Below are 14,947 nucleotides of genomic sequence, written 5' to 3'. Positions count from 1 at the left end.
CCTTTAGAATTCAGAGCTCAAGCCGCTTAGTTCAATTTTTATTATTTACACTGTCTACTTGACAGGGGGCAGTCCATACACATGATTTCACGTTTTTTTAGGTAATTGTTAGAAATAATACGAGTACAAATAGGACAGCGAAAACGATTGCCATTGTTTTCATCCATTTCGCCTCTCGAGCATGTCCCTTTTCCTTAAATACAATCGCTCTGTAACCATTACTTAAGACAAAGATAAGAGTCATAAACAAAACAGCTAAATTTATATCTCCTTTTATAATAAATACTAAAGAAGCAATACTAACAGCTACAATTAAAATACCAAATATCCAATTTCTTTTCATACGAACACCTCTATTTATTTAATGCGCAAGCAGTCTGTCTCTGACCCGACAGGCAAATGGGGAAAAGTGAGGAGGCAGTTCCCCAGCCACCGGAGCTTTTTTCCATTTGACCCCGAGGGGCAAGGCTGCTTGCGCTGGATACCTTTTTATGCGCAAGCAGTCTGTCTCTGACCCGACAGGCAAAGCACTGACCCAATCATTATAACTTTTTCATAAGAAAAGCGAAACCGCCTATGTCTGACCCGACAGGCAAATGGAGAAAGCGAGGAGGCAGCTCCCCAGCCACCGGAGCTTTTATCCATTTGACCCCGAGGGGCAAGGCGGTGGAGCTAGACAACAAGAAAAGCGAAACCGCCTATGTCTGACCCGACAGGCAAATGGAGAAAAGCGAGGAGGCAGCTCCCTAGCCACCGGAGCTTTTATCCATTTGACCCCGAGGGGCAAGGCGGTGGAGCTAGACACTAAAAAAAGAAGCTCTTTTTACAAAAAGCTCCTCTCTCTATTATACAGACTCTTCTGCTTTTTCTGGATGGTTCGAATAAAACTTACGACCTAAATATGTTTGGAATATTAACAAGATACCACCTACAGCCCAATATAGCGGTAATGCTGCCATAGAACTGAACGAGATGAACATAATCATGATCGGTGAAATATAAACCATCAACTTCATTTGTTGTTGCTGTTGCTCAGGCACTGTCCATAGAGAAACTTTTGCTTGTGCAAAATATACAGCCCCAGCAATAAGTGTCATAGCGATATCAGGTGACCCCAAGTTATACCATAAAAATTCGTGTGATTTTATATCAGCTGAATATAAGATTGCAAAATATAATCCCATAACAATTGGCATCTGAATCAACATTGGTAAGCAACCCATATTTAATGGATTCACATTATGCTTGCGGTATAAGCCCATCATTTCTTGTTGTAGTACCATTTGTTCTTCTTTTGATTTTGTTTCTTTTAACTTCTTTTGGATCTCATCCATCTCTGGTTTGAGCTTGTCCATTTTTTCTTTCATACCTTGTTGATTCTTATAATTTTTAAGCATCAAGGGCATTAAGGCTAAACGAATAAGAATAGTAATAGCAATGATTGCCATCCCGTAACTACCGTTAAAAATGTCTCCAAAAAATTCAATTAAAAACTCAAAAGGTCGAACAAATATATTGTAAAAAGTGCCTTCTTTGTTTTCTATTCCTGAACAGCCACTTAGTAGGACTGTTGCAAAAATAAGGATAGTGAATAAACTGATTTTCTTCTTCATCGCTTCACCTTCATTTTTCAAACTATATCGAGTATACCCTCTATGAAGCTATTTTTCAAATATTACTTAAACAAACCTTTAATAAGTTTTGGGCTCTTTTGGAAAATTATACTTAAAATTAGGATGTTCTTGATGATCTCTAAACTGCTTAGGAGTAAGACTCGTGTATTTTTTGAAAATACGCGTGAAATAACTCTGATTACAAAAGTGGAATGAATTAGAGATTTCTGATATTGATTTGTTTGTATGGCGTAAAAAGTATTGGCACTCTTCTACCTTTCTAATATTTAAGTATTCTACCAGCGTTACTCCAGTATGTTCCCTAAAAATTCTAGAAAGATGACTAGTACTAATATTAAATTGCTTGGCGATATCTTCTACTGTTAGATTTGTTTCAATTTCATCATTAATATAAAGAATTACCTTATTTACTGTCTGGTGCCCAAAGGAAGGTTTTTTCCTCTCTGTAATTACCATGACAAAGAATTCTACTAACTCATCTGCACACTGCAAAAACTGTGCATCACTCATCTTCGTATCTATAATTTCCACGCTAGCATTATTAAAGGCCATTACCTTATCAAGCGGAACCTGGCTCTCATACAACTTTCTAGCCATTACAGCGGATAATTGTATGTAATAGTACTTTACATTTTGAATCATTTGCTTGTTATTAGTAGCGATAATTAAGTCAATGATTTCTCTTAATACCTTTTTCGCTCTCTCAATTTCAAAAGAATACATATCTAAGAATAGTTTCTTTTCTAATTCAAAAAATTTATCAAGACCTTCTACTCTATTAGTAATACCCATTTCTTTGGCATAGGCTTTTGTGAAGTAATCTAAGAATATTTTTTCTGTATTATCCATAAGTACCTCATCTTTCCAGTCAAATTTATAGTCCATTTGTACCTATCTATTAAATAGGGATGTAGAATCATTTTATAACATTTTATAGTAAAAAACTAGACTTTTAATTGCTTTCTGTTTTTTTAGGTAAAAGCATTTCCAAATGCCTAGGAAGAATGTGTATATCAAGAGGAGTACAGTCTCCTTGATCACCATCTACGTTGCAAAATAATGGGCGATTCGATTCTATTCGGAGCTTCTCGGTAGTAAAAGTCTCTACTCCCTCATCCTTCCCTAGTGTTCCTAGCATTACTTTTGTTCCCATGCGCGCGATTGCCGCTAATCCTGCTTGTTTTATGATAAAGACATGCATTTTCCCATCATCAATTTTAGCAGATTTAACCAAGTTCTCAAATCCACCTACAGAATTGGTTAGGGCAACTAAAACTAATATAGATGTCCCTTTCCATGAACCGTGATCATGGGTAATTGTCATCTCTACCTCTTCATTGGAGATGATTGCCTTTGCCCCAGCCATTAAGTATGCCATAGAACCATACCTCGTTTTTTGTTCCACAGGAGTATCTGCCACACTACTAGCAATATCCCCTATTGCCACTACATTAACAAAGTACTTATCACCGATTCTTCCTACGTCAACTTGTTCCGTATTGGTCATCTTAAGTGCTTCTATTGCAATGTCTGGTTCAAGCGGAATGCCAAGAGCCCTTGCAAAATCATTCACTGTACCGAGGGGGACAAAAGAGAATAAAGGTCGGTCTTCTCGTTCAGCAAGACCATTCACTACCTCGCTTATCGTTCCGTCTCCACCCATGGCTAACAAAAAGTCCATTTTTTCAGTACAAGCCATTTCCGCAAAATGTGTAGCATCATCCTGTTTTTGTGTTTCTTTTACCGTCACATCAAAACCTAAATTCGTTAATACTTCAATTGCTCTATCTTTAAATTGTTTTGCTTCTTCTCGCCCAGCAGAAGGATTATAAATTAACATTGCCCTTTTCATTTTTTTGCTTCCTCCTTTAAAATATACTCGTTTCTCTTTCGTACCCTAAATATCCTATCTTGAAACTGCGACAGTGATAGATAAATGCTAATTCAACCAAAGGAACAATATAGAAATGAGAAATTCCTTTGAGGAGAAATCAGATAGAGCCTAAGTACCATTATTCACCATATTAATTTTAAAGGTATTTTTTAGAAATTATACAGTAATATCTATATATGTAAAATAAAAAAGGCACCTATTAGGCACCTTTTTTTAAAGTTTATTGTCTTCTGGTTTTATATCCTTGTCAGAAACTGAGTTTGGAGTAGCTTCAGCTTCTTCCTCATTGTAATACTGGACGCTTGTCATGGCTCCCTCATTCACCATATTATTATCTTCTTCATAGTAAGGATTAGGATTTCCTGTTTCTTCCTCACTCGCACCTTGCTTTTGAGCTTCCATGAAAGAATTTACTTTATCTTTCGTATTATTAAATGCTTCCATTGCCTTGTCACGATTTTCTTTTTTCCTGAAATAGGCATAAGCCCCAGCTGCAAGTCCCGCCAATAAGAGTGATCTATTTTTCGCCATATTTATTACCTCCTATATATTTATAAGATTTGTATACCCTAATAAGGACAATATAACACTTATTAATTTTTTGACCTAATCATATAGACATGAGGTATACCATCCTCATCAAATTCATCACTAATTGTTTCGAAGCCGACGGACTGATAAAAATGTTGTAAGTGACTTTGAGCGCATAGCTTTATACACGGAACGTTCCAAGAAGTTTCAATTATGTTTATAGCTTTTTGCATAAGCACCCGTGCGTAACCTTTTCCTCTTGCCTGTTCCCTAACAATTACCCTTCCAATTGAGCAATCGTCATACTTGAGACCTGCAGGTAGAATACGACAATAAGCAAGAATTTCGTTATTTTCTTTAAGATAAAGATGAAGAGCTTGTTGATCACAGTCGTCTAGTTCTGGATATGGACAGTTTTGCTCAACAACAAAAACCTCTACTCGAAGTTTTAGTATTTCGTAAAGATTATGCGTATCTAATTCACTAAATTTCTTTAACTCCCAGGACATGTTTGCCTCCTATGTAAAAATGTTTATTTTCAATTATTTTGTTATTACGTATAGAAGATTGATCGATATTTTGTTATGATTACAAAAAGCTAAAAGAGGTGTTTCAAATGATAAGGGCGACTACGTTAAATGATATTCCTACTATACAACAGATCGCACAGGTCAGTTGGAATGATACTTATAAAGATATAATACCAGAAAACATTCAGAAACTATTTTTAGAAAAAGCTTATTCTCCAATGATGATAGCCAAACGTATAGAAAAAACAATTTTTTTGATTGCTGAATATAAAGGTGAGGCTATAGGCTTTGCTAATTTTACTTATGTGGACGAAGATGGTGATGCTGAGCTTACAGCTATTTACGTACTTCCAGAGTTTCAAAAAATGGGGTACGGTAGGAAGCTATTAGAAGCTGGCGTTAACCATATGTCTATTGGAAAACAATTATTTGTTTATGTAGAAAGTAAGAATGAACGTGCTCGTATTTTTTACGAACACTATGGCTTTGAATGTCTCGAAGAGTTTGATGAATACTTTGAAGGCCACCCATTGTCTACCGCTAAATATTTATTTCCATTAAAAACACCGGCTTATTAAGCCGGTGTTTTTTTAGTATGTTTGTTCCGTAGTATATTCGTCTTCAAATTTAACTGGTGATTTTCTAACGAAACACATGATTGCAGCTACATATAAAATGATAGATGTTAAGGAAATAATTCCTGCAAAAATTCCACCTAGAATGAACATGATACCTGCTAGCTTTGGTTTTTTGTTTTTAGAAACAAATACAATTCCTAAAATGTTAAAGATTAAACTGATTACGAATGCAACAACAGCTGCCCAGCCAATAACCCCAAATAAGTCTACAAATACTTCAACAAAACCTAAAGCTTGTTCTGCTTCTTCTGCAGTTAGTTGCGGATCATTAAGCATTTCTTGTTCCATGATAGTTGAAAATTCCTCATCTTGTAGTGCTGTACTGCCGTTAATGACAAGTAAAGAAACTAGTATGATTGCAATTACATTAAAAACTGCTCCGATAATTCCTAATACTACTTCTCCTGTTCTTGATATCATTTTCCTACCCCCTATTATTAATTGACATAGCTATTGTACGAAAGTAAATTAAAAAAGTTTCATTAATCATCAATTTCCCTGAGTTATTTTTAATAAACCTGTTTCACTCTACTAAAAACGGGTATTTTATTATTAACACCAAATAGAAAGGAAGATTAACATGGAAAAGAAATTGATCTTTAATCAAACAGACTTCTTATATACATTGGCAGGTGCATCCGCATTAACTGGTATTCTAGTTCTATTCACTTCCATTTAATTGTGAAAACGTAAAAGGCAATCCACTTTAAACTAAGTTAAAGAGGATTGCCTTTTATTATGCCTTTAAGTCGTCGTATTCATCAGATTTAGCGAATGCATCTACTACGTATGAGCAAACAGGCTCCATTTTCAAATCGTTTTCTCGTGCATAGGAAGCGGCGTTGTCTAATAGTTTTTTTGCAATTCCTTGGCCTCTAAGCTTACTTGAAACGAAAGTATGGTCCATAACCATCACGTCTCCTAGCAGGGTCCACGTAATTTCACCAAGTCTTTCCCCATCTTCTATTACTTGATAGGCAAATACATCATTGCCAAGTTCTTTATATTGAAAATCCATTATCACACACTCCTTTTTATGAATCTTAACACAACTATTTATTAATTGACAACGGACGTAACTTTGCCTCAATTTCTGTACGTCGTTGCTCTAAAAAAGGAGGTAAAGCCAAAGTTTCACCTAGCGTTTCCAACTTTTCATCTGTATCAAATCCAGGTTCATCTGTAGAAAGCTCAAATAAGATTCCGTTAGGCTCTCTAAAATAGATCGCTTTAAAATAATGCCGATCTACAAGGCCCGAAGTTGTATAGCCTTTTGCTCGAAGGAGTTCTTCCCATTTAGGGTAATCATCCATATGAGGAATACGAAATGCCACATGATGAACACTCCCTCTTCCTGGTCTCTCTCTTGGTAAATCTTCTCTTGTTTCAATATGAACTTCTCCTGCTGGGCCACCTTTTCCTACAGAGTACACTTGAATATCAGGTGCATCGGTAATAGCAGAGCGGTAAGAACCAATTAAAGTGAATCCTAATACTTGCTCTAAAACTTTCTTTGTAGGCTCTGGATTTTTTAAAGTAAGTGTAACCGGACCTAAGCCTACTATAGCATTTTCTCCACTTATCTCGTCCTTTATCCATGGCTCCCCAAATGGAATTCCATTGCCGTCATCTACAACTAGTCTCATCCTTGATCCTTCAAAATCCTCAAAATATAGAGTTTTTCTACCGAACATTTCGGAAATTTCATCATGAGGAACTTCAAGATCATGTAATCTCTTTTTCCAAAATTGCAAAGCTGCCTCACTTTTTACACGTAGCCCCGTGTTACTAATGCTTGACACTCCAGGATATGTTCTTCCTGCCATTGGTATGTCAAAATACGTCATATCCGTTCCAGGAGTCCCTACTGCATCAGCATAAAACAAATGATACGATGACGGATTATCCTGGTTTACACTTTTTTTAACTAAACGCATCCCCAATATTCTTGTAAAAAAATCATGATTTTTACTTATATCGGCGCTTATAGCAGAAACATGGTGAATTCCAGCCAATTTCATATGACAACCTCCATTTATCTCGAATTCGAGATATTTATTATACCTATTTTATCAAATACAATTTTTTAATGCAAATTTCCAACTTATTTATAGTAAGAGAATCGGACTAACTAATAGATAAATTAAAAGACGTGAAATCAGCAACAGCTTGATTTCACGTCTTTCATTCTTTTAAAGGCAACTAATTTCTAATTAAAAATTTCTCTATTCTCATTGTTTAGAGAGGAGCCGGCGACTACTAGGGTTCCATTTAACTAAAAACAGAACGAATAGAATCGATTAGATTATTGAAAAAGTCTTTTACACTTTGCCAAAATCCTTCGTTATCTTTTATTTGATTAAACTTCTCTTCAATAGTTTTACTAAAGTCATTTAACTGATCTGACCATTTACTAAAATCGATGTCCAACTGACGTATACGGTCCATCAGGTCAATTAACAATTGGCGATCTTTATCTGATAGCTCAATCTTCAATTTGGAAAGCTGTTCCGAAACTATTTTCTCTACTTCTTCACGAGAGGCAGGGTTTTGTTCAGCAATTTGCTTTTTAATTTCTGTTAAAAGCTCTGTAACCTCTTCTTCGTTTACTCCAGCATCCTTAGAAAGAATCGTTGCCACTGATAACTCTTCATTTGCTACATCTGTCCGTTCTGGGTCAAGCTCTCCCCCAGTAACTTCATAGGCTTTATAAATACCAACTAGAGCTGAATGTCCTGTTACCGGCTTTGGAGCTGCAATATCTACGACCGCATCCTCAATTCCTGCTGTAAGCATTGCATTGGCATACATATCAGCAGTTACTTCTGTAATGTCATCAGGTGTCACTATGTTAATAACAAGACCCGAACCTGAATCTTTTCTAGTTATTTTTGCAGATGAAAACATTCTTGCTGAGGCATCACCATCTTTTAAATAGGTGGCTAAATCTTTTCCTGTCACAACAATTTCTTGTACATCTGATTTATCTGTAATTTTCAAGCTTTCTCTTACACTTTTCTTTTGGTCGTCAGTCAGGTTACCTCCGTATACAACAATCGGTGCACCAAATTTTTCATTGACTACTTCGGTTCCTGTTTCTCCATTTGTATCTGCCAACGCTACATTGGAATTGGCTAAAACTCCTACAACAAGAAAAATAGCTAACCATACTTGTACCATTTTTTTCATTCCCCTAAAACCCCTTTCTCTTGGTTGGTACTATCATTAGTACGTAAAAAGGAGTAAAAAGTTCCGATAATTATCGATGCTTTTTCCTCCTTATTATCTAATCCTATTGCTTCAATTCAGTCCAACCGTCCTGTTGAATAATTTTCTTTTCTTTCATTAGTTTACCTAGGGCACGTTTAAAGGCTGCCTTACTCATCGAAAACATTTCTTTAATTTCCTCAGGTGATGATTTATCCGTAAATGGCATCTTACCACCAACATCATTTAAATAACGGTAGATTGACTCCGCATCGTCACCCAAACGTTCATGCTTTCTAGGCAATAATGATCCATTTAGCGAGCCATCGTCCTTAGTATCTATGATACGAACAGTTAGGTCTTGTCCTAATCTTGGTTCTTCTACACGTTCAGATTCATGAACAAAAACGCGATAGTTTTCCGGGACACTTAGCAAAAATGTGCCTACAGGTAGGAGTCGATATGGTCTAGCTTGCAGGTTGCTATTTAAAAGAGTTGTTGGCGCATCGATGTACAACTCCTCTACTCGGTCCTCTGTTGCCAATCGACCAAAAAGCTCCCCTTCTCTATCCGTTCGTAGGGTCATATAGAGATGATCTCCTTGAGCAGGCCATAACTCTTTTATCTTAGGTAGATCCTCCGCCTTTACCTGCACCTCTTTTGAAGTACCAATATCGACGAATGCACCTTCTTTTTCTGAAACCTTAATCACTCTTGCCCAGCCATATGTTCCTTTTTGAATGGAAGGTAGCTGAGTAGTTGCAGATAGATTACCTCTTCTATCCACAAATAGAAAAACTTCAAGTGTGTCATCCTCTTTTAGTTCTTCTGGCGCCTCCGAAGCATTTAAAGCTATTTCCGTGTCTTTATGCTGAAGAATCCATTTGGATCCTTCCTTGGATTTTACTTGTAATTTTAAAATTTCACCTGATAATAATTCTGTCAAAGTTACCGCTCTCCTTCTGACCATACTTTTAGTTGGTCTTTACCTACTATTTATAAATCTATAGTTATGTTAATTCCGTAAAATTAGATTGTTCTCCTAGTTCAAGGAGATTTAGTGTAGCTTACTTATATTCTTTTCCAAATATATAATTTGAATTCGCTTAAGTTGTGAGTTTATGTACCTTTTCTTAATTCCCTTATAACCTATTCAATTGCAAGATAAACTTTTATAGTCATTACATTTAGTCGTTTAAGTCTCTTCTTAGCTCTAGTAGCTTTGTTTGAATAGAAGTATCATCTTCTAATATAAGAACTAAGTCTGAAATCCGGTCTATAGAGTTCCAGCTTAAATGATGTTCGATTCCTTCCACATCTGCATAAATATTTTCTTCTTCTACACCGATTAAACGTAAAAAATCCTCTAACAATTCATGACGCTTTACTAGCTTTTTCCCTAGCTTCATCCCTTTGTTTGTTAGAGTAAGTCCACGATATTTTTCATATATTAAAAACCCATCTTTATCTAATTTCTGAACCATTTTGGTTACTGAAGATGGCAGTACTGATAATGCTTCTGCAATGTCAGACACACGAGCATAACCCTTCTGTTCAATAAGTATATAAATTTGTTCTATATGGTCTTCCATGCTTGGTGTTGGCATATTAATCTTCCTTTCATCCGTTCTTACTTATTTTACTACAATAGGCTGGCCTTCTCAATTTAAGTTAGGTTCTTACCTTTTTAAGTAGGCTATGTTAAAGGCTAGGATTGATTTATGATGTGCACTAAATCGGCAAGGCAAGTAGAATTGATTTCCGCGCCAACCGGACGCTTTTTCACGGGGTGAGTCGCCGTCTGGATTACAGTCGGATTTAAAAGAAATGTTTAGTTAAAATCAACCAATAACTTTAGAATAGCTTTTAAGTAAATAAAATTACTACCGTTAGTATAACTAGTTCACTTCTTTTATTATACTCTCACATAGAATAACTCAATCCTCGCACTAAAGTATAAAAGAACCTTATCGTAAGACAAGGCTCTTTTTATCTATGAGGATATTTTCCAACAACATGAATAGAATGGATAATTCGTTTATTAATCCACTCTAAGTTTTCTAATGTATTCATCCGTTCAAAAACAGCCTTTCTCCCTTTTTCGGTCGTTACATAATGGGTCGGAAGTGTATTTAAGCTTAATGCAATAATGTCTAATTCACATTGAGGACACTTACAAAACGTTTGATATTCTGACCCTCTCATCAATACTCTCACAAGGCTCTGAACGATTTCTTCCATAACGTTTGTTAACAATTCTATCCTTCTTTCATTATTCAAAAATTATTATTTATGTTTAACCTGTAATACCCCGGGGTATCTAATTAATAATAACACGTATTAATAATTTTAAGAAGAAAGGATGACTTATAATGGGTAGAATTTTATGGGGCATTGTCGTAGTACTTATTGTACTATGGTTGTTAGGCCTACTTTTAGACTTTGGCGGAGGATTAATCCATACGCTGTTAATTATTGCAGGTATTATTTTCGTAATTCAACTTGTCACTGGTAGACGAGCCGTCTGACAAAAGGGGTTGCCATTAGGCAACCCCTTATCTTTTTGTCTTTGCATAAATACAAGTATCTCTTAATCTCTTACCATCAGCAGATAAGGAATCATGGTGAAGAGTCCCTTCTAGTGTGTAATTTAATCTTTCCGCAACTGAACGACTTCTTACATTTTCACTATCACAACGGATTTCAACTCGATTAGCTTTTAACTCCTCAAAGGCAAACTTAGTAATACGTTCAACTGCTTCAGTCATCAAGCCCTTACCTTCAAATTTACTATCAATCCAATAGCCAATCTCAAACTTTCTAACATCCCAATCAATTCGGTGAAGTCCAGAACACCCGACGAATTCTCCTGTTTCCTTTAAAAACAAATGCAGTCGAAGATCCTTGCGAGTGATAAAATCTGCTACTGCCTGTCGAAGATTTTGAACTCTTTGCTCAAGCGACTCCTTTTCTTGCGCCCAAGGCATCCAGTCCTTTAATGCATGCTGGGAAGCTAGCACTGCTTTTTGAACTGCCTCTGCATCCGCGACTTTAGGTGCTCGGATGATTAATCTTTCCGTATAAAATTCTTCTGGGAAGACCAATTCTTCTTTTACCTTTTCGATAATATGAAAGTCATCGTCCCACTTTACTGGAGTCGAAGTTCCTTTTATAAAATCGTCTCTCGTCATTCCGTATGTAACTGCATCATAGTACGATCCTTCTTTAGGTGAAAACCATGCCTGACGCAGCTGTGCTTCTTTAACAAAGCCTGCGCGCTCAAACGTTTTTCTCATAGCAAAGTTGTCTTGGCGCGTATGACCCTCTAAGCGAATTTTCCCTTCTGGAAGATTAAATACATATTCAGTAATCTTTTTTAAAGCAAGTGGCCCATATCCTCTTCCTCTGGCTTCATCCGCTATTCTTAAGTCAAAGAGAGGAATTTCATCCTGTAAATCATAGATTTTTACAATTCCAACTTTTTCATCTTGATCGTTCTCCACCCAAAAAGTTTTTACTTCATCAGATTGATATCCACCCTCTTCAATTGTCTTTTCAATCAACTCTCGTACAGGATGAGAATTCCCATGATATGGCCATGTGTTTGTTGTCATAAAATGTATCAGTTGCTCTTGCTCTTCCATCGTCCATTCTGTAAGCTTCATTGATAACCCTCCAAACCTAGTAATAATATATCTCGTCCTCTTTTAAAAAATGAAATTTATATGTTTTAAAAAATAAAGTAGAATTGACTTTCGGCCTCGGTGGACGCTTTCCGCATGAGTGAGCGATAAGCGAGCACCAAAGAGCCTATTTGTACTGTCTTATTTACTTCTTTGCTTCTTCAAGCTCTTTTCCATTGCTAAACTTATTTAATAATCGTAAAGAGTTTAAGACTACTAGCAATGTAGCCCCCATATCTGCAAATATGGCAATCCATAGCGTTAACCAACCAGGAATAATAAGAAGAAGAGCTATAATCTTTAACCCTAATGCAAACATAATATTTTCTTTAATAATATGCAATGCTTTTCTACTCAAGCTAATAGTATAAGGTAATTTTTCTAAGTCATCGGCCATTAACGCAACGTCCGCCGTTTCCAACGCAGCGTCCGTTCCTGCTCCACCCATAGCTATGCCGACATTGGCAGCGGCTAGTGCAGGGGAATCATTTACTCCATCTCCAATCATAGCAACTGCTCCATACTTTTCTTTTAATCTCTCAATAGCCATTAGTTTTTGATCAGGCATTAACCCTGCATTCACATCGGTTATACCCAGTTGAGCAGCAATAGCATTTGCCGTATTTGGATCGTCACCAGTTAGCATAACAGTATGCTTTATCCCAATATCCTTTAAATCTTGTAACACCTTACTGCTGGTAGAACGTATTGGGTCTGCAATGGCAACGAAGCCTCTATAAGTCCCTTCCTCTGTTGCAAGGATTACCGTATTTCCTTCCATTTGAAGTTTCTCAACCTTTCGGAGAACATCCACTGAAATTAAACTTATCGTTTTTATCCAAGCAACGCTACCTACTGACCATTTTATACCATTTACGACTGCTTCGGCACCTTTCCCTGTTAGCGATTTAAATTCGTCCACTTCAATTGGATGGATAGTGTTATTAGCACCATACTCCACAATGGCCTTAGCTAGTGGGTGTTGAGAGTACGCTTCAATAGACATTATATTTTGGATAAAATCCTTTGAAGAGGCTGCTTCCACATATGTTACTTCTGGATAGCCTTTCGTAAGAGTACCTGTTTTATCGAATGCAATTGCCTCGATTCGTCCAATCTCCTCTAAGTGAACCCCACCCTTGATCAACACGCCATGCTTTGCCGCATTTCCAATCGCTGTAACTATTGCGACTGGCGTTGATACTACTAAGGCACAAGGACAGCCTACAACTAAAACAGCAAGACCTTGGTAAATCCACAGCTTCCAGTCGCCACCTAAAAGTGGAGGAATAATCGCCACCAAAAATGCGATACCAATTATCGCAGGGGTGTAGTACTTTGCAAACTTATCTACAAAACGTTGAGAAGGAGCTTTTTCTGCTTGCGCTTCTTCCACTAAATGAATAATTTTGGCTATGGTAGTATCTTCTACACGTTTCGTTACTTCGATTTCTAATGAGCCCTCTTCATTTAGCGTACCTGCAAAAACATCTTCCCCTTTTGTTTTGACTACAGGAACAGATTCCCCAGTAATGGATGCCTGGTTTACTGTTGAGCTTCCTTTTAATACAATCCCGTCCATTGCAATTTTTTGTCCGGGCTTCACGATTAGCACATCACCAATTTGTATAAACTCGGTATCTAATTCGATTAACTCATTGTTCCGACGTACAATTGCTGTCGGTGGAGCGATATCCATTAATTCACTAATCGATTGCCTAGCCTTATTCATGGAATATGCCTCTAAAGCTTCACTTAACGCAAACAAGAAGACAACAACCGCTCCCTCGCGCCATTCCCCAATGATGGCAGCACCAATTATTGCAATTGTCATTAGTGTCTTCATATCGAAGTAAAAGCGGGTTAAGTTGATAAACCCTCCCTTAAATAGGTCAAATCCACCGATTGCGATGGATAATACAAATAAGGAAAGAGCTACAGGATGAGATTCCTCATAAACAAAAGAAGCAATGACTCCTCCTATTAAAAAAATTAAAGATATCAATGTTACAACATTCTCTTTACGTTTTAAAAACGGGGTCTTTTCTATTTTCCGTTGCGAAACAGGTAAAACCTTGATGCCATCAAATGCACCAGCCTTTTCTATTTCCTCGACAGTTACGTCGCCTATGACAGAAACTTTAGCTGCTCCAAAGTTAACGGTTGCTTCCTGTACAGTTGGAAGACTTTTTATATTATTTTCAAACTTCCTCGCACAATTGGCGCAGGATAAGTTTTCTAAACGATATTCCTTTTTTTCTACGTTATTCATGTTCCCACCTCTTCTATAGAATGCTCATATGCAATCTTAACAAGCTCATTAACATGATCATCTGCTAAAGAGTAATAAACGAGTTTTCCCTTACGTCGAGACTTCGCTAAAGACAAGTCCTTAAGAAAACGAAGATGATGGGATGCAGTTGCCACTGATGAGCCAATTATTTCGCTTACGTCACAAACACATAACTCCTCTTCAACCGTTAAGGCATAGGCAATTTTAAGCCTTGTTTCGTCCGCTAATGCCTTAAAGAGCAAGACTAACTTTGTTAAATCTGGAATCTGTTGTTTTACCTCTTCTACTATTGTTTCATTAACTTTTGTTACTTCACATACATCATTAGACTGCATTTGAGCACCTCATTCAAATAGTTGTTTGATTGTTCCTCTATTATATGTTCGGATAATTCTTAAATCAACCATCATTCAAATATATATTTGAATGAATAAATGTTTTGTTACAAGAAAAGCGCAGGCGCCTATCCCTGCCCCGACAGGCAAATGGAAAAAAGCGAGGAGGCAGTTCCTCAGCCACCGGAGCTTTTATCCATTT

Annotated in this window: 18 protein-coding genes; 2 read left to right on the top strand and 16 right to left on the bottom strand. The window is 36.9% G+C overall.

The window, feature by feature from the left end; translation table 11 throughout:
* Positions 1-97: 97 nt before the first annotated feature.
* The 6 genes from HF876_RS17680 to HF876_RS17655 form a co-directional block, all read right to left on the bottom strand.
* Positions 98-343: a hypothetical protein gene (locus tag HF876_RS17680; protein ID WP_169361375.1), complete on the bottom strand. Its 246-nt coding sequence runs from the start codon at positions 341-343 to the stop codon at positions 98-100.
* Positions 344-845: 502 nt separating this feature from the next.
* A complete protein-coding gene (gene yidC / locus HF876_RS17675) occupies positions 846-1,613 on the bottom strand; it encodes a membrane protein insertase YidC (protein WP_169361374.1) in 768 nt (255 codons plus the stop codon).
* Between the two features lie 78 nt (positions 1,614-1,691).
* Entirely contained in the window at positions 1,692-2,483 is a 792-nt protein-coding gene (locus tag HF876_RS17670; protein ID WP_169361373.1) for an AraC family transcriptional regulator, read from the bottom strand.
* Positions 2,484-2,586: 103 nt separating this feature from the next.
* Entirely contained in the window at positions 2,587-3,486 is a 900-nt protein-coding gene (locus HF876_RS17665) for a diacylglycerol/lipid kinase family protein (RefSeq protein WP_169361372.1), read from the bottom strand.
* A gap of 255 nt (positions 3,487-3,741) precedes the next feature.
* Positions 3,742-4,059: a hypothetical protein gene (locus HF876_RS17660; protein WP_169361371.1), complete on the bottom strand. Its 318-nt coding sequence runs from the start codon at positions 4,057-4,059 to the stop codon at positions 3,742-3,744.
* A gap of 62 nt (positions 4,060-4,121) precedes the next feature.
* Positions 4,122-4,568 (bottom strand): GNAT family N-acetyltransferase, encoded by a 447-nt coding sequence (locus tag HF876_RS17655; RefSeq protein WP_169361370.1) that lies wholly within the window; start codon positions 4,566-4,568, stop codon positions 4,122-4,124.
* Between the two features lie 107 nt (positions 4,569-4,675).
* Here HF876_RS17655 and HF876_RS17650 point away from each other — a divergent pair, with 107 nt between their 5' ends.
* A complete protein-coding gene (locus HF876_RS17650; RefSeq protein ID WP_169361369.1) occupies positions 4,676-5,167 on the top strand; it encodes a GNAT family N-acetyltransferase in 492 nt (163 codons plus the stop codon).
* Positions 5,168-5,179: 12 nt separating this feature from the next.
* Here the strand turns inward: HF876_RS17650 and HF876_RS17645 are convergent, their stop codons facing one another.
* The 7 genes from HF876_RS17645 to HF876_RS17615 all read right to left on the bottom strand — a co-directional run bounded on the left by HF876_RS17645 (position 5,180) and on the right by HF876_RS17615 (position 10,690).
* The gene (locus HF876_RS17645; RefSeq protein WP_205964167.1) at positions 5,180-5,647 is read right to left on the bottom strand and encodes a DUF4064 domain-containing protein; all 468 of its coding nucleotides are present in this window, start codon (positions 5,645-5,647) and stop codon (positions 5,180-5,182) included.
* A 316-nt stretch (positions 5,648-5,963) separates the two neighbouring features.
* Positions 5,964-6,269 carry a GNAT family N-acetyltransferase gene (locus HF876_RS17640; RefSeq protein WP_251553354.1) on the bottom strand — a complete coding sequence of 102 codons (306 nt, stop codon included), beginning with the start codon at positions 6,267-6,269 and terminating at the stop codon, positions 5,964-5,966.
* A 10-nt stretch (positions 6,270-6,279) separates the two neighbouring features.
* A complete protein-coding gene (locus tag HF876_RS17635; RefSeq protein WP_169361367.1) occupies positions 6,280-7,248 on the bottom strand; it encodes a ring-cleaving dioxygenase in 969 nt (322 codons plus the stop codon).
* 250 nt (positions 7,249-7,498) lie between these two features.
* Complete coding sequence (locus HF876_RS17630) at positions 7,499-8,416, bottom strand: DUF1002 domain-containing protein (RefSeq protein ID WP_169361366.1); 918 nt, start codon at positions 8,414-8,416, stop codon at positions 7,499-7,501.
* A 103-nt stretch (positions 8,417-8,519) separates the two neighbouring features.
* A complete protein-coding gene (locus tag HF876_RS17625; protein WP_169361365.1) occupies positions 8,520-9,380 on the bottom strand; it encodes a CvfB family protein in 861 nt (286 codons plus the stop codon).
* 241 nt (positions 9,381-9,621) lie between these two features.
* Positions 9,622-10,041 (bottom strand): transcriptional regulator MntR, encoded by a 420-nt coding sequence (gene mntR / locus HF876_RS17620; RefSeq protein WP_169361364.1) that lies wholly within the window; start codon positions 10,039-10,041, stop codon positions 9,622-9,624.
* A gap of 382 nt (positions 10,042-10,423) precedes the next feature.
* Positions 10,424-10,690 (bottom strand): late competence development ComFB family protein, encoded by a 267-nt coding sequence (locus tag HF876_RS17615; protein ID WP_340881746.1) that lies wholly within the window; start codon positions 10,688-10,690, stop codon positions 10,424-10,426.
* Positions 10,691-10,806: 116 nt separating this feature from the next.
* Here HF876_RS17615 and HF876_RS17610 point away from each other — a divergent pair, with 116 nt between their 5' ends.
* A complete protein-coding gene (locus HF876_RS17610; protein ID WP_169361363.1) occupies positions 10,807-10,962 on the top strand; it encodes a lmo0937 family membrane protein in 156 nt (51 codons plus the stop codon).
* A 27-nt stretch (positions 10,963-10,989) separates the two neighbouring features.
* Here the strand turns inward: HF876_RS17610 and HF876_RS17605 are convergent, their stop codons facing one another.
* From HF876_RS17605 to HF876_RS17595, 3 genes are all read right to left on the bottom strand, one after another.
* A complete protein-coding gene (locus tag HF876_RS17605; RefSeq protein ID WP_169361362.1) occupies positions 10,990-12,099 on the bottom strand; it encodes a GNAT family N-acetyltransferase in 1,110 nt (369 codons plus the stop codon).
* A 163-nt stretch (positions 12,100-12,262) separates the two neighbouring features.
* Entirely contained in the window at positions 12,263-14,389 is a 2,127-nt protein-coding gene (locus tag HF876_RS17600; protein WP_169361361.1) for a heavy metal translocating P-type ATPase, read from the bottom strand.
* A complete protein-coding gene (locus HF876_RS17595; RefSeq protein ID WP_169361360.1) occupies positions 14,386-14,745 on the bottom strand; it encodes an ArsR/SmtB family transcription factor in 360 nt (119 codons plus the stop codon). Before HF876_RS17595 ends, HF876_RS17600 begins: the two co-directional genes overlap by 4 nt.
* Positions 14,746-14,947 lie beyond the last annotated feature (202 nt).

It is taken from the genome of Psychrobacillus sp. BL-248-WT-3 (genome assembly GCF_012843435.1).
GTDB lineage: Bacteria > Bacillota > Bacilli > Bacillales_A > Planococcaceae > Psychrobacillus.
Note: the sequence above shows the minus strand (reverse complement) of the source record. Positions and strands in the feature narration are given on the sequence as shown.